This is a genomic window from Streptomyces sp. NBC_01450 (assembly GCF_036227505.1).
Taxonomy (GTDB): domain Bacteria; phylum Actinomycetota; class Actinomycetes; order Streptomycetales; family Streptomycetaceae; genus Streptomyces.
The window spans coordinates 8,071,905-8,091,368 of sequence record NZ_CP109480.1; the positions used below are offsets into that span (position 1 = coordinate 8,071,905).

The following is a 19,464-nucleotide window of genomic DNA, read 5'->3' on the forward strand; positions in this document are numbered from 1 at the left end:
CATTCTTGTTGCCGTTACCGGTTCGTGTCACTCGCCTGTGGATAACTGGCTGCGATATGTCAGGTCTTGCGACCCTTTGGGCGCCGGCGGGTCGGGGTTCTTTCGTGAAGTGAGGGTCCCACGAGGGCCCCAGGAAGTCTTACGAGGGGCCCGGTGGGAGCGTTCAGGCGGGGTCGATCTCGCGCAGCAGACCCGTCGTCACGTCGAAGACGAAGCCGCGCACGTCGTCCGCGTGGAGGAGGAACGGCGAGGTGCGCACGCGCTGCATCGACTGCCGTACGTCCTGTTCGACGTCCCGGAAGGCTTCGACCGCCCAGGCGGGGCGCTGGCCGACCTCCATCTCCAGGTCGTGCCGGAAGTCCTCGGTGAGGGACTCCAGGCCGCAGCCGGTGTGGTGGATGAGAACGACGCTGCGGGTGCCGAGCGCCCGCTGGCTGATGGTGAGGGAACGGATCACGTCGTCGGTGACGACGCCGCCCGCGTTGCGGATGGTGTGGCAGTCGCCCAGTTCCAGGCCGAGGGCGGCGTGCAGGTCGAGCCTGGCGTCCATGCACGCGACCACCGCGACGTGCAGCACGGGGCGGGCGTCCATCCCGGGATCGGTGAACGCGCCCGCGTACCGCTGGTTCGCCTCGACGAGGCGGTCGGTCACGCTGCCGCCCGTGGTTATGGCGTCTTCGGGCTCTGTGGGTACGGATGCAGAAGTCGTCATAGCTATGACGGTACTGGTCACATATGAAGTAGTCCTGCTGTGAGAGGGGACAAAGAACGTCATCGTGTCTTGTTGTGAGGTAACCCACATGGGCACTCAGACATCGCCCGGATAGGTGATTTTTGCCGATTCGTAGCTTCGATCGGGGGTTCGTGGAGGAGTGGTCCGCGACGCGCAGGCCAGTTGATTGACCGCGAGACACCGTGGACTAAAGTGACGCGAAGCGGGAGGCGAGACTCTCCCTGCTGGACTGCTTTCCCCTGGAGACCCGGCGATTTTCCGGCGTCTCCTCCCACGTGCTCGGCGCGTACGTACGGCTCGGCCTCCTCCCGCTCCCGGTCGGCTGACGCCACTCACCCGGCGCCGGCAGGCCTCCCCTTCTCGAGCGGGTGGGGACCCGGCGGTGCGTACGGCCGCGCCGGACCTGAGAGGGCCCCTTGAGTCAGAGTCGACATGTCCCGGTGATGCTCCAGCGGTGCCTGGACATGTTGGCCCCGGCCCTCACCGAGCCGGGCGCCGTGGTCGTCGACTGCACCCTGGGACTCGGCGGCCACAGCGAGGCGCTGCTGACCCGGTTCCCCGAGGCCCGTCTCGTCGCCCTCGACCGCGACAAGGAGGCGCTGCGCCTCTCCGGGGAGCGGCTCGCCCCCTTCGGCGACCGTGCGACCCTCGTGCACGCGGTTTACGACGAACTGCCCGAGGTGCTCGACCGCCTCGACATCCCGCATGTCCAGGGCGTCCTGTTCGACCTGGGTGTCTCCTCCATGCAACTCGACGAGGCCGACCGCGGCTTCGCCTACGCCCAGGACGCCCCGCTCGACATGCGGATGGACCAGACGACCGGCATCAGCGCGGCCGAGGTGCTCAACACCTACCCGCCGGGCGAACTGGTGCGGATCCTGCGCGCGTACGGCGAGGAGAAGCAGGCCAAGCGGATCGTCTCCGCCATCGTGCGCGAACGCGAGAAGGAACCCTTCAGCAACAGCGCACGGCTCGTCGAGCTGATCCGCGACTCCCTGCCGCAGGCTGCCAAGCGCACCGGCGGCAACCCCGCCAAGCGCACCTTCCAGGCGCTGCGCATCGAGGTCAACGGGGAGCTCAGCGTTCTGGAGCGGGCGATTCCCGCGGCCGTGAAGGCGCTCGCCGTCCGCGGCCGGATCGCCGTCCTGTCGTACCACTCGTTGGAGGACCGGCTGGTCAAGCAGGTGTTCGCGGCGGGTGCCGCCACCACCGCGCCGCCCGGTCTGCCGGTCGTGCCCGAGCGCTACCAGCCCCGGCTCAAGCTGCTCACCCGCGGTGCCGAACTTCCCACCGAGGAAGAGGTCGCCGAGAACCGGCGAGCGGCTCCCGCACGGCTGCGCGGCGCCCAGCGCATCCGGGAGGACGCCGAGTGAGGCGCCAGGAGGGGGAGATCGAGTGAGCAGGAAACCCGAACTCAGAGGGCGGGCCGCCCGGCTCGCCCGGCTTCTCCCCGCCGGCGGGGCCCGAGCCGCCCGCACCCCCTTCGTCCTGCTCGTCGTGCTCCTCCTCGGCGGCGGCCTGATCGGCCTCCTCGTGCTGAACTCCGCGCTGAGCGAGGGCTCGTTCCGCCTCGACGACCTCCAGCGGGACACCAAGAGCCTCACCGACGAGGAGCAGGCGCTGCAGCGGGACGTGGACACCTACTCCGCGCCCGACGCCCTCCAGCGCCGCGCCCGCGAGCTGGGCATGGTGCCCGGCGGCGACCCGGCCTTCCTCAACCCGGACGGCAGCGTCAAGGGCGTCCCCGGAACGGCCGCCCAGCAGTCCTCCGCACGCAACCCGGTGGTGCGCCCGCCGGAAGTCCTCGCTCTCACGCAGACCGCGACTCCGCGGACCGCGACTCCGCGGACAGCGAGTCCGCGGACCGCGAGCCCGGCTCCGGCCACCAGCGCCCCGGCGGCCGCCGTCCCCGCCGTCCCCTCCGTCGGCGCCGCCACCCCGCAGACCGTGCCCCCGCGGTCCCTGTCCCCGCAGACCGTGCTTCCGCGGATCCCGACCCCGCAGCCCCCCGCCCCCACCCCGTCCGCGCAGCCCTCCTCGACCCCCGGCAGGTGACGGAAGTGTCCGACAGGGAACCGCCGCGTCGCCGTGTGCCAGGCCCCGCCAGGCCCGTACGCCCCGGCGGCCAGCGGCGTCCGGGCCCCGGCGCCCGTCCCGCACGCCGCCCGGGCGCGCCCCGGCCCGGCGCTCCGCAGGTCCTGCGGCTGGGCAGCCCCCGGCCCCGGTTGCGCATGGTCAGCCTCGCCCTGACGCTGGTGATGATCGCCTTCGTGGTGCGTCTGCTCCAGGTGCAGGCCGTGGACGCCAACGCGTACGTCTCGAAGGCCGAGCAGAACCGGTATGTCGGCCGCACCCTGGCCGCCACCCGCGGCGGGATCACGGACCGCAACGGCGTGGAGCTCGCGACGAGCGTGGACGCGTACGACATCACGGCCGACCCCACGATGTTCACGCGGGAAGCGACGAAGGTGACGGACGCACCCGAGCAGGCCGCGGCGCTGCTCGGACCGATCCTCGGCCAGGACATGGACACCGTCGCCAAGAAGCTCCGCACGAAGAACACCCGCTACACCCTGCTCGCGCACCGCCAGACCCCCCAGGTCTGGAAGCAGATCAAGGACCTGAGGACCACGCTCGCGGTCAAGGCGGAGACCGACAAGAGCACCGTCAACTTCCTCGCGGGCGTCCTCGCGGTCCCGGCGAGCAAGCGGGTGTATCCGAACGGCGATCTCGCCGCCGGGATACTGGGCTGGGTCAACGCCGACGGCAAGGGCGGCGGCGGAGTCGAGCAGGTGCTGAACAAGGAACTCGCCGGCAAGGACGGCAAGATCCGCTACGCCCAGTCCGGCGGCCGTCAGGTGCCGACCGTCGGGTCGACGGAGACACCCGCCGTGGCGGGCTCCGACGTGGAGCTGACCATCAACCGCGACATCCAGTGGGCCGCGCAGAACGCCATCACCGAGCAGGTGAAGGCGTCCAAGGCGGACCGCGGGTACGTGGTCGTGCAGGACGCCCGCAGCGGCGAGATCCTGGCCATGGCGAACTCGCCGGGCTTCGACCCCAACGACCTCACCCAGGCCAACGCGGCGGCCCTGGGCAACGCGGCCCTCCAGGACGCGTACGAGCCCGGCTCCACCGCCAAGGTCATGTCGATGGCCGCCGTACTGGAGGAGAACGTCGCCACCCCCGCGACGCACGTGGTCGTGCCCAACCGGCTGCACCGCGGTGACCGCCTCTTCCAGGACGACGTCGACCACGCGACCTGGAACCTGACGCTCAACGGCGTGCTCGCCAAGTCCAGCAACATCGGCACCATCCTGGCCACCGGCCAACTTGGCAAGACGCAGGAGGAGGCGAACCAGGTCCTCTACTCGTATCTGCGCAAGTTCGGCATCGGCAGCTACACCGGGCTCGGGTTCCCCGGCGAGACGAAGGGCATCCTCGCGCCCGCCGACAAGTGGTCGACCTCCCAGCAGTACACGATTCCTTTCGGCCAGGGCATGTCGATCAACGCGATGCAGGCGGCCTCCGTCTACTCGACGATCGCCAACGGCGGTGTACGCGTCGAGCCGACGCTGGTGCGCGGCACGAAGGGGCCCGACGGCCGGTTCGCTCCGGCCGCCCAGCCCAAGAAGACGCGGGTCGTGAGCGAGAAGACGGCGAAGACGCTCGCCCAGATGCTGGAGTCCGTAGTGGACGACGAGCAGGGCACCGGCGCCAAGGCGCGTATCCCCGGCTACCGGGTCGCGGGCAAGACGGGTACGGCCAACCGCGTGGATCCGGCCACCGGCAAATACCACGGCTACACCTCGTCGTTCGCCGGATTCGCCCCCGCCGACAAGCCCCGGATCACCGTCTACTGCGCGATCCAGAACGCCACCAAGGGCAGCTACTTCGGTGGCCAGATCTGCGGACCCATCTACAAGCAGGTCATGGAGTTCGCGCTCAAGACCCTCCAGATCCCACCCACCGGGGCGGGGGCCGCCAATCTGCCCGTGACCTTCACGCCGTGATCCATTCCGGCCTTATCCCCTGATCAGGCCTTGATCAGGTCCGGCTCAGCCCCGGACAAGACCGCACGTACGACGGAACCAGGAACCAGCTCGTGACAACGATCACCCCGGATTCCGGGAACCACGGCCCGCCGGGCCCCTCGCTTCGCTCCGGCGGGGGTGAGCCCGGTACGCTCACCGCCGTGCCACACGCTGATCAGTCCCAAACCACCCAGAAGGGCGTTCCTGTGACATATCCGGGGCCGCCGCGACCGGTCCAGAACTCCGCCACACCCCTCGCGGAGCTCGCCGATCAGCTGGGTGTCACCGCCCCGGCGTCGAGCGCGGAGGTCACGGGCATCACCCATGACTCCCGCGCGGTGCGCCCCGGAGACCTCTACGCCGCGCTGCCCGGCGCCCGCATGCACGGCGCCGACTTCGTGACGCAGGCGGCCGGTCTCGGCGCGGTCGCCGTGCTGACCGACCCGACCGGCGCCGACCGCGCCGCCGCCACCGGGCTGCCGGTCCTCGTCGTCGACGACCCGCGCGGCCGGATGGGAGAGCTCGCGGCCACCATCTACGGCCACCCCGGGCGCGACCTGCTCCAGATCGGCATCACCGGTACCTCCGGCAAGACCACCACGGCCTATCTCGTCGAGGGCGGGCTGAAGACGCTCCGCTCCACCGGCCTGATCGGCACGGTGGAGATGCGCATCGGCGAGGAGCGCATCAAGTCGGAGCGCACCACCCCCGAAGCAACCGATCTCCAGGCGCTGTTCGCGGTCATGCGCGAGCGCGGCGTCGACGCGGTCGCCATGGAGGTCTCCAGCCACGCGCTGGTCCTCGGGCGGGTCGACGGCTGTGTCTTCGACATCGCCGTCTTCAACAACCTCAGCCCGGAACACATGGAGTTCCACTCCGACATGGAGGACTACTTCCGGGCCAAGGCGCAGCTGTTCACACCGCAACGCAGCAAACTCGGCGTCGTCAACCTCGACGACGAGTACGGGCGCAGGCTCGTCGAGGAGGCCACCGTCCCCGTCGTCACCTTCTCCGCCGAAGGGCACCCGGACGCCGACTGGCGCGCCGAGGAGGTCGAGGTCGGCCCGATGGACTCGGCGTTCGTCGCGGTCGGCCCCAAGGGCGAGCGGATCACCGCCAGGTCGCCGCTCGCGGGCCCCTTCAACGTGGCGAACACCCTCGCCGCGATCGTCGCCCTCGCCGCCGCCGGGATCGACCCGCAGACCGCCGCGGACGGCATCGCCGCCGTCCCGGGCGTGCCGGGCCGCCTGGAGCGCGTGGACGCGGGCCAGCCCTACCTCGCGGTCGTCGACTACGCCCACAAGACGGACGCCGTCGAATCGGTCCTGCGCGCGCTGCGCAAGGTCACCGAAGGCAAGCTGCACGTCGTGCTCGGCTGCGGCGGCGACCGTGACAGGACCAAGCGGATGCCGATGGGCGCCGCCGCGGCACGGCTCGCCGACACCGCCGTACTGACATCGGACAACCCCCGCTCGGAGGACCCCCTCGCGATCCTCGCGACGATGCTCGCGGGCGCCGCGGAGGTGCCGGCGCACGAGCGCGGCGAGGTCCAGGTCTTCGAGGACCGGGCCGCCGCCATCGCCGCCGCCGTCGCCCGGGCGCGGCCCGGCGACACCGTGCTGGTCGCGGGCAAGGGCCATGAGCAGGGCCAGGACATCGCCGGGGTGGTGCGTCCCTTCGACGACCGCCAGGTGCTCCGCGAAGCTATCCAGAAGACCCAGGGATGAACTTGTGATCGCCCTCTCTCTCGCCGAGATCGCAGCAGTCGTCGGCGGGCAGACGTACGACATACCGGATCCGGCGGTACAGGTCACCGGACCGGTCGTCAGAGACTCCCGTGAAGTGGAGCCAGGCAGCCTCTTCGTCGCCTTCGCCGGCGAGCACGTGGACGGCCACGACTTCGCCGAGGCCGTCGTCGCCGCGGGCGCCGTCGCCGTACTGGCCTCCCGGCCCGTCGGCGTGCCCGCGATCGTCGTCGCGGACGTGCAGGCGGCGCTGGGCGCCCTCGCGCGTCACGTCGTCGAACGGCTCGGCGCGACCCTCGTGGCCCTCACCGGCTCCGCGGGCAAGACCAGCACCAAGGACCTGATCGCCCAGGTCCTGCGGAGCAAGGCGCCGACCGTCTTCACGCCCGGCTCGTTCAACAACGAGATCGGACTGCCGCTGACCGCGCTGAGCGCCACCGAGGACACCAGGTTCCTCGTCCTGGAGATGGGCGCCCGCGGCATCGGCCACATCAGCTACCTCACGAACCTCACGCCACCGAGGATCGGCCTCGTCCTGAACGTCGGGACCGCCCACATCGGCGAGTTCGGCGGCCGCGAACAGATTGCACAGGCGAAGGGCGAGCTCGTCGAGAGCCTCCCGCCGGCGGAAGCGGGCGGCGTCGCCGTCCTCAACGCCGACGATCCCCTCGTACGCGCCATGGCGTCCCGGACGAAGGCGCGCGTGATCCTCTTCGGAGAGTCCGGCGAAGCGGACGTACGTGCCGAGAACGTCCGTCTCACGGACGCCGGACAGCCCGCATTCAGGCTTCACACACCCTCCGGGTGCAGCGATGTGACCATGCGCCTGTACGGTGAGCACCACGTGTCGAACGCGCTCGCCGCGGCCGCCGTCGCCCATGAGCTGGGCATGTCCGCAGACGAGATCGCCCTCGCGCTCTCCGAGGCGGGCACCCTCTCCCGCTGGCGGATGGAGGTCACCGAGCGCCCGGACGGCGTGACGGTCGTCAACGACGCCTACAACGCGAACCCCGAGTCCATGCGAGCCGCCCTGCGGGCGCTCGCGGCCATGGGTCAGGGACGTCGTACGTGGGCGGTGCTCGGTCAGATGGCCGAGCTCGGGGACGAGGCGCTCGCCGAGCACGACGCCGTCGGGCGGCTCGCCGTCCGACTCAACGTCAGCAAGCTCGTCGCGGTCGGGGGCAGGGAAGCTTCCTGGCTCCAACTGGGCGCATATAACGAGGGTTCGTGGGGTGAGGAGTCGGTGCACGTGTCCGACGCACAGGCGGCTGTCGACCTGTTGCGCAGCGAGTTGCGCCCGGGGGACGTCGTGCTCGTGAAGGCGTCCCGGTCGGTGGGGCTCGAACGGGTGGCGCAGGCGCTGCTCGACGGCGGTGCCGAGGGTGAGGTCGCGGCCCGATGATGAACCAGATCCTGTTCGCAGGAGTCATTGGTCTGTTCCTGACCCTGATCGGTACGCCGCTGCTGATCAAGCTGCTCGCCCGCAAGGGCTACGGGCAGTACATCCGCGACGACGGCCCGAAGGAGCACCACAGCAAGCGCGGTACGCCGACCATGGGTGGTATCGCCTTCATCCTGGCGACGATCATCGCGTACTTCCTGTCCAAGGTGATCACGGGCAAACCGCCGACCTTCTCGGGCCTGCTGGTGCTCGGCCTGATGGCCGGCATGGGCCTGGTCGGCTTCCTGGACGACTACATCAAGATCGTCAAGCGGCGTTCGCTCGGTCTGCGGGCCAAGGCGAAGATGGCCGGTCAGCTGATCGTCGGCATCTCCTTCGCGGTCCTCGCGCTGCAGTTCGCGGACAACCACGGCAACACCCCGGCCTCCACCAGGCTCTCCTTCGTGGAGGACTTCGGCTGGACCATCGGCCCGGTGCTCTTCGTGGTCTGGGCCCTGTTCATGATTCTCGCCATGTCCAACGGCGTGAACCTGACGGACGGCCTGGACGGTCTCGCCACCGGCGCCGCGACCATGGTCTTCGGCGCGTACACCTTCATCGGCGTCTGGCAGTTCCAGGAGTCCTGCGCCAACGCGCAGACCCTGACCAACCCGGCCGCCTGCTACGAGGTACGAGATCCACTCGACCTCGCGGTCGTCGCCTCCGCCCTGATGGGAGCCTGCTTCGGCTTCCTGTGGTGGAACACCTCGCCCGCCAAGATCTTCATGGGTGACACCGGCTCGCTGGCCCTCGGCGGCGCGCTCGCCGGCCTCGCGATCTGCTCCCGCACGGAGCTGCTGGTCGCGCTCCTCGGCGGCCTCTTCGTCCTGATCACCATGTCGGTCGTCATCCAGGTCGGCTCCTTCCGGCTCACCGGCAGGCGCGTCTTCCGCATGGCACCACTGCAGCACCACTTCGAACTAAAGGGGTGGTCCGAAGTCCTTGTCGTGGTCCGCTTCTGGATCATCCAGGGAATGTGCGTCATCGTGGGTCTGGGCCTCTTCTACGCAGGATGGGCAGCCAAGAAGTGACCAACTGGCAGGGCAAGCACGTCACCGTCGCCGGGCTCGGCGTCTCCGGCATCCCGGCGGCCAAGGTGCTGCACGGTCTCGGTGCCGTCGTCACGGTCGTCAACGACGGCGACGACGAGCGCTCCCGGGCGCAGGCCGCGGAGCTGGAGGCGCTCGGCATCACCGTGCGCCTCGGTGACGGCGCCACCCTGCCCGAGGGCACCGAACTCATCGTCACCGCGCCCGGCTGGAAGCCGGACAAGCCGCTGTTCGCCGCGGCCGCCGCGGCGGACGTCCCGGTCTGGGGCGACGTCGAACTGGCCTGGCGGCTCAGGGGCCCCGACGCGGCTCCCTGGCTGGCCGTCACCGGCACCAACGGCAAGACCACGACCGTGCAGATGCTCGCCTCCATCCTGGAGGCGGCCGGGCTGCGCACGGCCGCCGTCGGCAACATCGGGGTCTCGCTGCTCGACGCGGTCCTCGGCGAGGAGCGGTACGACGTCCTGGCGGTGGAGCTGTCGAGCTACCAGCTGCACTGGGCTCCGTCGCTGCGCGCGCACTCGGCCGCCGTCCTGAACCTGGCACCGGATCACCTCGACTGGCACGGCTCCATGGAGGCGTACGCCGCCGACAAGGGCCGTATCTACGAAGGCAATCGGGTCGCCTGCGTCTACAACCTCGCCGACAAGGCCACCGAGGACCTGGTGCGCGAGGCGGACGTCGAGGAGGGCTGCCGGGCGGTCGGCTTCACCCTCGGCACCCCCGGACCGTCTCAACTCGGCGTCGTGGAAGGCATCCTGGTCGACCGCGCCTTCGTCGAGAACCGGCAGAAGAACGCCCAGGAACTCGCCGAGGTCTCCGACGTCAACCCGCCCGCCCCGCACAACATCGCCAACGCCCTTGCGGCGGCGGCCCTGGCGCGCGCCTTCGGGGTGCCCGCCGCGGCCGTACGGGACGGGCTGCGGGCCTTCACACCGGACGCCCACCGCATCGCGCACGTCGCCGACGTGGACGGCGTCGCGTACATCGACGACTCCAAGGCGACCAACACGCATGCCGCGGAGGCCTCTTTGGCGGCCTACGAGTCCATCGTGTGGATCGCGGGCGGGCTCGCCAAGGGCGCGACCTTCGACGAGCTGGTCGCCAAGTCGGCGAAGCGACTTCGGGGCGTCGTGCTCATCGGCGCGGATCGGGCGCTGATCCGTGAAGCCCTTGTGCGACACGCGCCGGAAGTACCCGTCGTCGACCTCGACCGGACCGACACTGGGGCGATGCTCGCGGCGGTTCAGGAGGCGCGGAGGCTCGCCCGCGAGGGCGACACGGTGTTGCTGGCGCCGGCCTGCGCCTCCATGGACATGTTCGCCAACTACAACAAGCGCGGGGACGCGTTCGCGGAGGCGGTTCGCGAACTCGGCGCGAGCGCCTGACGGCGGGTCTCGGACGGTCCGGGCGCGCCCGGGACCTTTGGGAGGGACGCGTGACGCCATTGTGGGGACCCCCATCGCCCCCGGGGACGCCGTACCGGGGCATGGCGAACGGAGCCGGTGATGGCCAGTAGCCGTACTGGCCGTCCCCCCGTCCAGCGTGCCCCACGGCGCCCCGCCGGACGCCCCCGTCCCCCGCGCGACAACCCCCTGCGCCTGCTCTACACGCGCGCCCGCAAGGCCTGGGACCGGCCGCTCACCGCGTACTACCTGATCTTCGGCAGCAGCCTGTTGATCACCGTGCTGGGCCTGGTCATGGTCTACTCGGCCTCGATGATCACGGCGCTGCAGCTCTCGCTGCCGGGATCGTTCTTCTTCCGCAAACAGTTCCTCGCGGCCTCCATCGGCACCGTGCTGCTCCTGATCGCCATGCGGATGCCGGTGAAGCTGCACCGGGCGCTGGCGTATCCCATCCTGGCCGGCGCGGTCTTTCTGATGATCCTGGTGCAGGTCCCGGGGATAGGAATGGCGGTCAACGGCAACCAGAACTGGATCTCCCTCGGCGGCTCGTTCCAGATCCAGCCCAGCGAGTTCGGCAAGCTCGCGCTCGTGCTGTGGGGCGCCGACCTGCTCGCCCGCAAACAGGACAGGGGCATGCTGGCGCAGTGGAAGCACATGCTGGTGCCGCTCGTCCCGGGCACCTTCCTGCTGCTCGGACTGATCATGCTCGGCGGCGACATGGGCACGGCGATCATCCTCACCGCCATCCTCTTCGGGCTGCTGTGGCTGGCCGGAGCGCCCACGCGGCTGTTCGGGGGCGTGCTGGCGGTCGCCGTGACGATCGGTTTCATCCTGATCAAGACGAGCCCCAACCGGATGTCCCGGCTCGCCTGCATCGGCGCCACCGAACCCGGCCCGAACGACACCTGCTGGCAGGCGGTGCACGGAATCTACGCTCTCGCCTCCGGCGGACTGTTCGGTTCCGGCCTCGGTGCCAGTGTGGAAAAATGGGGCCAACTCCCGGAAGCGCACACCGACTTCATCTTCGCCATCACCGGGGAGGAACTCGGCCTCGCGGGGACGCTGTCGGTGCTCGCCCTCTTCGCGGCTCTAGGCTATGCGGGTATCCGCGTGGCCGGACGCACGGAGGACCCCTTCGTGAGGTATGCCGCGGGAGGCGTGACCACCTGGATCACGGCCCAGGCCGTGATCAACATCGGTGCGGTGCTCGGTCTGCTGCCGATCGCCGGTGTCCCGCTCCCGCTGTTCTCCTACGGAGGGTCCGCCCTGCTGCCGACCATGTTCGCCATCGGGTTGCTGATCGCCTTCGCGCGCGACGAGCCCGGTGCGCGGGCGGCGCTTGCGATGCGGCAACCCCGCTTTGGTAGAAAGCGTGCTGCGGTGAGAGGCTCCGCGGGGGCCGCGGGGCCTCGGAGATGGAACACGATGCGACGGCGTGCCTCGGCGGCGCGCTCGTCCGGAGAGCGGTGAATTTCGGTGCATGTCGTACTCGCCGGCGGGGGGACCGCCGGCCACATCGAGCCCGCGCTCGCCCTCGCGGACGCCCTGCGCAGGCAGGACCCGACCGTGGGGATCACGGCCCTGGGCACGGAACGCGGACTTGAGACCCGGCTCGTACCGGAGCGGGGCTACGAACTCGCGCTGATCCCCGCCGTCCCGCTGCCGCGCAAGCCCACACCCGAGCTGATCACCGTCCCTGGACGGCTGCGCGGCACGATCAAGGCGGCCGAGCAGGTCCTGGAGCGCACCAAGGCGGACGCGGTCGTCGGCTTCGGCGGCTATGTGGCGCTGCCCGCCTACCTCGCGGCCAAGCGGCTCGGCGTGCCCATCGTGATCCACGAGGCCAACGCCCGGCCGGGCCTCGCCAACAAGATCGGTTCCCGGTACGCGGCGCAGGTCGCCGTCTCGACCCCGGACAACAAGCTGCGCGGCGCCCGCTACATCGGCATCCCGCTGCGCCGCTCGATCGCCACCCTCGACCGGGCCGCCGTACGCCCCGAGGCGCGCGCCGCGTTCGGTCTCGACCCCTCGTTGCCGACCCTGCTGGTCTCCGGCGGCTCGCAGGGCGCACGGCGCCTCAACGAGGTCGTCCAGCAGGCGGCTCCCTACCTGCAGCAGGCCGGTATCCAGATCCTGCACGCGGTCGGCCCGAAGAACGAACTGCCGCAGGTCCACCAGATGCCGGGAATGCCCCCGTACATCCCGGTACCGTACGTGGACCGGATGGACCTCGCGTACGCCGCGGCCGACATGATGCTCTGCCGCGCGGGCGCGATGACCGTCGCCGAGCTCTCCGCCGTCGGGCTGCCCGCCGCCTACGTCCCGCTGCCCATCGGCAACGGTGAACAGCGGCTGAACGCCCAGCCGGTGGTCAAGGCCGGCGGCGGACTGCTGGTCGACGACGCGGAGCTGACCCCGCAGTGGGTGCAGCAGAACGTGCTGCCCGTGCTCGCCGACCCGCACCGGCTGTACGAGATGTCCCGCGCCGCCAGCGAGTTCGGCCGCCGGGACGCCGACGACCTGCTCGTCGGCATGGTGTACGAGGCGATCGCCTCTCGCCACCGCTAGGGGGTGTTTGAGAAGTCCAGTGCGGTGCCCGCGGTGTTCGGTGCGTGCCCTCGGCGTGCCGGACGAAGGTCCTCGTAGCGGAGCTACTAGGGTCTTTGGCCGGTGCGGCGAGGGTGCGTGCCGGGTGCCGCGGGTGCTGTGCGGGACTTCTAAAACACCCCCTAGGACCGCATGAGGGAAGGCAGGGAGCGTGGCCGGACCGACGACCGCCGAGCGCGGTGAACGGCAGAAGTTGGAGTCCGGCTCGCCCCGCCTCAGGCGGCTGCGCCGTCTTCGTATGCTCATCATCCTTTTGAGTGCGGTGGTGTTGGCGGGAGCCGCCACCATCTGGCTGCTCTACGGCTCGCCGTGGCTGCGGGTCGAGAAGGTGTCGGTCTCTGGGGTGCGGGTGCTGACCGACCAGCAAGTGCGGGACGTGGCCGACGTGTCGATCGGATCGCCGCTGATTTCCGTCGACACCGACGCCATTGAGGCGCGATTGCGCCGTAAATTGCCCCGAATTGACGCGGTTGATGTCGTCCGTTCCTGGCCGCACGGAATCGGGTTGAAAGTGACCGAACGTACCCCGGTCCTCATTCTCAAAAACACCGGAAACGGCGGCAAGTACGTCGAAGTGGACGCCAAGGGCGTGCGTTTCGCGACGGTTTCGGCTGCCCCGAAGGGGGTGCCCGCACTGGAATTGGCGGTGTCCAGGTCGGCCGTCCTGCGCCGCTTCCCCGTCGACCGGCTGGTGCGCGAGGCGGTGGGGGTGGCGGGGGACATTCCGGCCGCCGTCCGTCGCGACACCCGGGTCGTCAAGGTCCGCTCGTACGACTCGATCTCGCTGGAGTTGAGCGGTGGCCGCACCGTCGAGTGGGGGAGCGGCGAGAAGGGCCGCGCGAAGGCCAGGACGCTCACCGCTCTCATGAAAGCAGCTCCGGGGGCCCGGCACTTCGATGTGAGTGCCCCCATCGCACCCGCGTCATCGGGTAGTTGACGCACATCAGCGCAGGCCAGCACCCTGGTTGGGCAGCGCTACGGCTGATCACATAGGGTGAAAAGAAAAACGGGAGGTTCGGCGTGTTCGTTGAACGTGCGCCACTTGTCGACTTAGTGTCCTGTTCGGAAGAGTCCAAAGAACAGGCACACTGGTAACCCTAAACTTCAGCGTTAGGGTTCGGGTCGGCGTTCGGACCGTCCCATTCGGCATCAGTCGTCGGATCGCGAGCGTGCGAGGCGACGACACGTAACTCGAGGCGAGAGGCCTTCGACGTGGCAGCACCGCAGAACTACCTCGCAGTCATCAAAGTCATCGGTGTCGGCGGCGGTGGTGTCAATGCCATCAACCGGATGATCGAGGTCGGTCTCAAGGGCGTCGAGTTCATCGCCATCAACACGGACGCGCAAGCTCTGTTGATGAGCGACGCCGACGTCAAGCTCGACGTCGGCCGCGAACTCACGCGCGGACTCGGCGCCGGAGCCAACCCGGCCGTCGGCCGCAAGGCGGCCGAGGACCACCGCGAGGAGATCGAGGAGGTCCTCAAGGGGGCCGACATGGTCTTCGTGACGGCCGGTGAAGGCGGCGGCACCGGCACCGGCGGCGCGCCCGTCGTGGCCAACATCGCCCGCTCGCTCGGCGCCCTCACCATCGGCGTGGTCACCCGCCCCTTCACCTTCGAGGGACGGCGCCGCGCCAACCAGGCCGAGGACGGCATCGCGGAACTCCGCGAAGAGGTCGACACCCTCATCGTCATCCCCAACGACCGACTGCTGTCCATCTCGGACCGCCAGGTCTCGGTCCTCGACGCGTTCAAGTCGGCGGACCAGGTCCTGCTGTCGGGTGTTCAGGGCATCACCGACCTCATCACCACGCCCGGTCTGATCAACCTCGACTTCGCCGACGTCAAGTCCGTGATGTCCGAGGCGGGCTCCGCGCTCATGGGCATCGGCTCGGCCCGCGGCGACGACCGCGCGGTGGCGGCCGCCGAGATGGCGATCTCCTCGCCGCTCCTGGAAGCCTCCATCGACGGCGCACGCGGCGTCCTGCTCTCCATCTCCGGCGGCTCCGATCTCGGCCTGTTCGAGATCAACGAGGCCGCCCAGCTGGTCAGCGAGGCCGCGCACCCCGAGGCCAACATCATCTTCGGCGCGGTCATCGACGACGCGCTCGGTGACGAGGTGCGGGTCACCGTGATCGCCGCCGGCTTCGACGGCGGCCAGCCGCCGGCCAAGCGGGACAACATCCTCGGCTCCACCTCGGCCAAGCAGCGCGAGGAGCCCGTGCCGGTGCGGGCCGCCGAGAGCCGTCCGTCCTTCGGCTCGCTCGGCAGCGTCACGCCGAAGGAGGCCCCGGAGCCCGTCCCGGAGCCGGTCAACGAGGTCCAGGTCGCTCCGCCGGTCCCGCCGTCCCGCGCCTACTCGGACAGCGCGGCCGAGGAACTGGACGTGCCGGACTTCCTGAAGTGATAGGACATCGCTCCGAAACGAGCACCGTGAGCGGCGCGCACTTCGCCTTCACCGACCGGTGGGGCGGGGTGAGCGCCGTTCCGTACGAGGAGCTCAACCTCGGCGGAGCGGTCGGCGACGACCCCGAGGCCGTACGGACCAATCGTGAACTGGCGGCCAAGTCGCTCGGACTGGACCCGGCCCTGATCGTCTGGATGAACCAGGTGCACGGGCCGGACGTGGCGGTGGTCGACGGACCGTGGCTCTCCTCGGAGATCCCGTCCGTCGACGCGATCGTCACCACGCGACGCGGGCTCGCCCTCGCCGTCCTCACCGCCGACTGCACGCCGGTGCTGCTGGCCGACCCGGTCGCCGGGATCGTGGCCGCCGCCCACGCGGGACGGCCCGGCATGGTCGCCGGGGTCGTCCCCGCCGCCGTACGGGCCATGATCGAACTCGGCGCCGAACCCGAGCGGATCGTCGCCCGCACCGGACCCGCTGTCTGCGGCCGCTGCTACGAAGTGCCGGACGAGATGCGCGCCGAAGTCGCCGCCGTCGAGCCGGCGGCGTATGCCGAGACCAGTTGGAGCACGCCCGCGGTCGATGTGACCGCCGGAGTGCACGCGCAGCTGGAACGACTCGGGGTGTGCGACCGGGCGCAGTCGCCGGTGTGCACGCTGGAGTCGGACGACCACTTCTCGTACCGACGGGACCGCACGACCGGGCGGCTCGCAGGCTATGTCTGGCTGGACTGATGGGGCATGACGGACCGTAAGGCTCAACTCGCCGGAAATCTGGCGAAAGTGGAAGAGCGCATCGCGGCGGCGTGTGTGGCCGCCGGGCGCAAGCGCGAAGAGGTGACCCTGATCGTGGTCACCAAGACCTACCCCGCGGGTGACGTGCGGCTGCTGTCGGAGCTCGGTGTGCGCCACGTTGCCGAGAACCGGGACCAGGATGCCGCGCCCAAGGCCGCGGCTTGCTCGGATCTGCCCCTCTCGTGGCATTTTGTCGGTCAGTTGCAGACCAACAAGGTGCGTTCTGTGGTCGGTTATGCGGATGTGGTGCAGTCCGTGGACCGTGCCCGGCTTGTCGCGGCCCTGTCGAAGGAAGCGGTGCGGGTGGAGCGCGAGGTGGGCTGCCTGATCCAGGTCGCCCTGGACGCGGAGGAGAGCGGCCGGGGCGAGCGGGGAGGTGTCGGAGTCGGCGGAATCGAAGAGTTGGCCGACCTCGTCGCCGAGGCGCCCGGGCTCCGGCTCGACGGGTTGATGACCGTCGCACCGCTCACCGGGGTGTACTCCGGACGCCAACAAGCGGCGTTTGAGCGGCTGATGGATTTGTCGACTGCTATGCGCCGCACGCATCCGGCTGCGAACATGGTGTCTGCAGGGATGAGTGCGGACCTCGAGGAGGCCGTGGCGGCCGGAGCGACACATGTACGCGTCGGTACGGCGGTACTCGGAGTCCGACCCGGGCTCGGGTAACGTCGCCAAGAAGTCGGACCACAGCAGAAAATATGGTCATTACCGCCAATAGCGGGCATAACGACCTCGTGGATCGCGGGCACTTGGCAATTCGTCAGCCGATCCACCACAGAGCGGAGGACTCAGAGCATGGCCGGCGCGATGCGCAAGATGGCGGTCTACCTCGGCCTCGTGGAGGACGATGGGTACGACGGCAGGGGATTCGACCCCGATGACGAGTTCGAGCCCGAGCTCGACCCGGAGCCCGAGCGTGACCGGCGGCGGCACGAGCCGCCCCATCAGTCACATCAGGCGCATCAGTCCCTAAGGGACGAATCGGTACGAGTGGTGCAACCTCCGGCGCCTCGCGATCCGGTGCCTCATTCCGCTTCACTCTCCGCGGAATCCGGCCGTCCGGCGCGCATCGCGCCCGTGGCATCCATCACACAAGAACGCGCAAGCCTGGAGAAGAACGCACCGGTGATCATGCCCAAGGTCGTGTCGGAACGAGAGCCGTACCGGATCACCACACTTCACCCGCGGACCTACAACGAGGCCCGTACCATCGGGGAACACTTCCGTGAGGGCACCCCGGTGATCATGAATCTGACTGAGATGGATGACACAGACGCGAAGCGACTTGTCGACTTTGCGGCCGGTTTGGTGTTTGGTCTCCACGGCAGCATCGAGCGGGTGACGCAGAAGGTGTTCCTGTTGTCGCCTGCTAACGTCGATGTCACGGCGGAGGACAAGGCCCGCATCGCAGAGGGCGGGTTCTTCAACCAGAGCTGAGACGCAGGACCGGGAACAACGCACGGAAACAGGGGAGAGGGAAGCACGGATCATGAGCGTGGTCGGGCAGGTTCTCTACATCGCGCTGATGTGTTTCCTCATCGTGCTGATTTTCCGGTTGGTCATGGACTACGTCTTCCAGTTCGCCCGCTCATGGCAACCCGGCAAGGCGATGGTGGTCGTTCTTGAGGCCACCTACACTGTCACCGATCCACCGCTCAAGCTTCTGCGGCGGTTCATTCCGCCGCTGCGTCTCGGGGGCGTGGCGCTAGACCTGTCCTTCTTCGTTCTGATGATCATCGTCTACATCCTGATCTCCGTCGTGAGCCGGCTGTGAACGATACGGTCTTGCCGAATGCCGACGACTACGTTGAGGTGAAGAGATGCCGTTGACCCCCGAGGACGTGCGGAACAAGCAGTTCACGACCGTCCGCCTCCGAGAAGGCTATGACGAGGACGAGGTCGATGCCTTCCTCGACGAGGTCGAAGCCGAACTGACTCGCCTGCTCCGCGAGAACGAGGACCTGCGCGCCAAACTGGCGGCGGCCACGCGCGCGGCTGCGCAGAACCAGCAGCAGGGCATGCGTAAGCCGCCCGAGCAGCAGGACCAGCAGCAGGGCCCGCCGCAGGGCATGCGAGGTCCCGGCGCTCCCGTACCCGCCGGCATATCGGGCCCGCCGCAGCAGCAGATGGGTGGCCCCATGGGTGGTCCGCCCCAGCTGCCGAGCGGTGCGCCGCAGCTGCCCGCGGGCCCCAGTGCCCAGGGCGGCCAGCAGGGCCAGGGCCCCATGGGTCAGGGTCCGATGGGCCAGGGCCCGATGGGTCAGGGTCCGATGGGCCAGGGCCCCATGGGTCAGGGCCCGATGGGTCAGGGTCCGATGGGCCAGGGTCCCGGCCAGCAGATGCAGCAGCAGATGCCGGGCCAGATGCAGCCCCAGATGCAGCAGCAGATGGGTGGCCCGATGGGCGGACCCATGGGTGGCCCCATGGGCGGTCACGGCCCGCAGATGCCGCAGCAGGGCCCCGGTGGCGACAGCGCCGCGCGTGTCCTCTCGCTGGCTCAGCAGACCGCCGACCAGGCGATCGCGGAGGCCCGTTCCGAGGCCAACAAGATCGTCGGCGAGGCCCGCAGCCGCGCCGAGGGTCTCGAGCGTGACGCCCGCGCCAAGGCGGACGCGCTGGAGCGGGACGCGCAGGAGAAGCACCGTGTCGCGATGGGCTCCCTGGAGTCCGCCCGCGCCACGCTGGAGCGCAAGGTCGAGGACCTGCGTGGCTTCGAGCGCGAGTACCGCACTCGTCTGAAGTCCTATCTGGAGTCGCAGCTGCGCCAGCTGGAGACGCAGGCGGACGACTCGCTCGCCCCGCCGCGCGCTCCGGCCACGGCCTCGCTGCCCTCGCCCTCCGCGCCCTCGATGGCTCCGGCCGGCGCGAGTGCGCCGTCGTACGGCGGTCAGGGCATGGGCGGCGCCCCGGCACCGGCCGCGCCCTCCTACGGTGGGCAGCAGCAGATGTCGCCGGCGATGACCCAGCCGATGGCTCCGGTACGGCCCCAGGGGCCGTCGCCGATGCAGCAGGCGCCCTCGCCGATGCGTGGGTTCCTCATCGACGAGGACGACAACTGACGGCCTGAGGACGCCGTAGGCGTCGGCAGCGTTCAGGGCGGAGCCCCGGATCTCTTCCGGGGCTCCGCCCTTTTGCTGTGCTGTTTCGGGCGGGCGTGCGGTTTCCTTGGGGCATCTGTACGGGGTACGCAACGCCGAAGGCCGGGGCCCACCAAGATCTTTGGGATCTTTGGTGGGCCCCGGCCGGGTT

17 protein-coding genes are annotated in these 19,464 nt (G+C 69.7%); 16 read left to right on the forward strand and 1 reads right to left on the reverse strand.

The genetic code is table 11. The features are described 5' to 3' along the window. Window positions 1-163: 163 nt before the first annotated feature. Window positions 164-712 carry a beta-class carbonic anhydrase gene (locus OG568_RS35855; protein WP_266414846.1) on the reverse strand — a complete coding sequence of 183 codons (549 nt, stop codon included), beginning with the start codon at window positions 710-712 and terminating at the stop codon, window positions 164-166. A gap of 437 nt (window positions 713-1,149) precedes the next feature. On the opposite strand from OG568_RS35855, the gene rsmH reads away from it, so the two are divergent. The 16 genes from rsmH to OG568_RS35935 all read left to right on the forward strand — a co-directional run bounded on the left by rsmH (window position 1,150) and on the right by OG568_RS35935 (window position 19,274). After that, the gene (gene rsmH / locus OG568_RS35860; protein ID WP_329534547.1) at window positions 1,150-2,106 is read left to right on the forward strand and encodes a 16S rRNA (cytosine(1402)-N(4))-methyltransferase RsmH; all 957 of its coding nucleotides are present in this window, start codon (window positions 1,150-1,152) and stop codon (window positions 2,104-2,106) included. 22 nt (window positions 2,107-2,128) lie between these two features. Then, entirely contained in the window at window positions 2,129-2,788 is a 660-nt protein-coding gene (locus tag OG568_RS35865; protein ID WP_329534548.1) for a septum formation initiator family protein, read from the forward strand. 5 nt (window positions 2,789-2,793) lie between these two features. Continuing rightward, window positions 2,794-4,746, forward strand: a complete 1,953-nt coding sequence (locus OG568_RS35870) for a peptidoglycan D,D-transpeptidase FtsI family protein (RefSeq protein WP_329534549.1) — start codon at window positions 2,794-2,796, stop codon at window positions 4,744-4,746. A 227-nt stretch (window positions 4,747-4,973) separates the two neighbouring features. Beyond that, the gene (locus OG568_RS35875; protein WP_266591052.1) at window positions 4,974-6,494 is read left to right on the forward strand and encodes a UDP-N-acetylmuramoyl-L-alanyl-D-glutamate--2,6-diaminopimelate ligase; all 1,521 of its coding nucleotides are present in this window, start codon (window positions 4,974-4,976) and stop codon (window positions 6,492-6,494) included. A gap of 4 nt (window positions 6,495-6,498) precedes the next feature. Further along, window positions 6,499-7,914 carry a UDP-N-acetylmuramoyl-tripeptide--D-alanyl-D-alanine ligase gene (locus OG568_RS35880; protein WP_266686351.1) on the forward strand — a complete coding sequence of 472 codons (1,416 nt, stop codon included), beginning with the start codon at window positions 6,499-6,501 and terminating at the stop codon, window positions 7,912-7,914. Next, window positions 7,914-8,984 (forward strand): phospho-N-acetylmuramoyl-pentapeptide-transferase, encoded by a 1,071-nt coding sequence (gene mraY / locus OG568_RS35885; protein ID WP_177323990.1) that lies wholly within the window; start codon window positions 7,914-7,916, stop codon window positions 8,982-8,984. The genes OG568_RS35880 and mraY overlap by 1 nt, the downstream gene beginning before the upstream one ends. Further along, window positions 8,966-10,390, forward strand: a complete 1,425-nt coding sequence (gene murD / locus OG568_RS35890; protein ID WP_266414857.1) for a UDP-N-acetylmuramoyl-L-alanine--D-glutamate ligase — start codon at window positions 8,966-8,968, stop codon at window positions 10,388-10,390. Before mraY ends, murD begins: the two co-directional genes overlap by 19 nt. 120 nt (window positions 10,391-10,510) lie before the next feature. Continuing rightward, on the forward strand, window positions 10,511-11,878 hold the full coding sequence (ftsW, locus tag OG568_RS35895) for a putative lipid II flippase FtsW (RefSeq protein WP_266582055.1): 1,368 nt from the start codon (window positions 10,511-10,513) through the stop codon (window positions 11,876-11,878). 6 nt (window positions 11,879-11,884) lie between these two features. Further along, the gene (gene murG / locus OG568_RS35900; protein WP_101405646.1) at window positions 11,885-12,976 is read left to right on the forward strand and encodes an undecaprenyldiphospho-muramoylpentapeptide beta-N-acetylglucosaminyltransferase; all 1,092 of its coding nucleotides are present in this window, start codon (window positions 11,885-11,887) and stop codon (window positions 12,974-12,976) included. Window positions 12,977-13,166: 190 nt separating this feature from the next. Continuing rightward, window positions 13,167-13,952 carry a cell division protein FtsQ/DivIB gene (locus tag OG568_RS35905; protein ID WP_329534550.1) on the forward strand — a complete coding sequence of 262 codons (786 nt, stop codon included), beginning with the start codon at window positions 13,167-13,169 and terminating at the stop codon, window positions 13,950-13,952. Window positions 13,953-14,227: 275 nt separating this feature from the next. Then, entirely contained in the window at window positions 14,228-15,421 is a 1,194-nt protein-coding gene (gene ftsZ / locus OG568_RS35910) for a cell division protein FtsZ (RefSeq protein WP_266582051.1), read from the forward strand. Between the two features lie 26 nt (window positions 15,422-15,447). After that, the gene (gene pgeF / locus OG568_RS35915) at window positions 15,448-16,155 is read left to right on the forward strand and encodes a peptidoglycan editing factor PgeF (RefSeq protein WP_329534551.1); all 708 of its coding nucleotides are present in this window, start codon (window positions 15,448-15,450) and stop codon (window positions 16,153-16,155) included. 6 nt (window positions 16,156-16,161) lie between these two features. After that, window positions 16,162-16,881: a YggS family pyridoxal phosphate-dependent enzyme gene (locus OG568_RS35920; RefSeq protein WP_329534552.1), complete on the forward strand. Its 720-nt coding sequence runs from the start codon at window positions 16,162-16,164 to the stop codon at window positions 16,879-16,881. Window positions 16,882-17,010: 129 nt separating this feature from the next. Then, window positions 17,011-17,652, forward strand: a complete 642-nt coding sequence (gene sepF, locus OG568_RS35925) for a cell division protein SepF (RefSeq protein ID WP_266414869.1) — start codon at window positions 17,011-17,013, stop codon at window positions 17,650-17,652. Window positions 17,653-17,704: 52 nt separating this feature from the next. Then, window positions 17,705-17,989 carry a YggT family protein gene (locus tag OG568_RS35930; protein ID WP_028803186.1) on the forward strand — a complete coding sequence of 95 codons (285 nt, stop codon included), beginning with the start codon at window positions 17,705-17,707 and terminating at the stop codon, window positions 17,987-17,989. Between the two features lie 46 nt (window positions 17,990-18,035). Beyond that, window positions 18,036-19,274: a DivIVA domain-containing protein gene (locus OG568_RS35935; RefSeq protein ID WP_266582047.1), complete on the forward strand. Its 1,239-nt coding sequence runs from the start codon at window positions 18,036-18,038 to the stop codon at window positions 19,272-19,274. Window positions 19,275-19,464 lie beyond the last annotated feature (190 nt).

What these genes read in the sequence shown, in the direction of transcription:
- OG568_RS35855 (WP_266414846.1), bottom strand. Translation starts at nt 712, where the DNA reads ATGACGACTTCTGCATCCGTACCCACAGAGCCCGAAGACGCCATAACC.
- mraY (WP_177323990.1), top strand. Translation starts at nt 7,914, where the DNA reads ATGAACCAGATCCTGTTCGCAGGAGTCATTGGTCTGTTCCTGACCCTG.
- murD (WP_266414857.1), top strand. Translation starts at nt 8,966, where the DNA reads ATGGGCAGCCAAGAAGTGACCAACTGGCAGGGCAAGCACGTCACCGTC.
- ftsW (WP_266582055.1), top strand. Translation starts at nt 10,511, where the DNA reads ATGGCCAGTAGCCGTACTGGCCGTCCCCCCGTCCAGCGTGCCCCACGG.
- OG568_RS35920 (WP_329534552.1), top strand. Translation starts at nt 16,162, where the DNA reads ATGACGGACCGTAAGGCTCAACTCGCCGGAAATCTGGCGAAAGTGGAA.
- sepF (WP_266414869.1), top strand. Translation starts at nt 17,011, where the DNA reads ATGGCCGGCGCGATGCGCAAGATGGCGGTCTACCTCGGCCTCGTGGAG.
- OG568_RS35930 (WP_028803186.1), top strand. Translation starts at nt 17,705, where the DNA reads ATGAGCGTGGTCGGGCAGGTTCTCTACATCGCGCTGATGTGTTTCCTC.
- OG568_RS35935 (WP_266582047.1), top strand. Translation starts at nt 18,036, where the DNA reads ATGCCGTTGACCCCCGAGGACGTGCGGAACAAGCAGTTCACGACCGTC.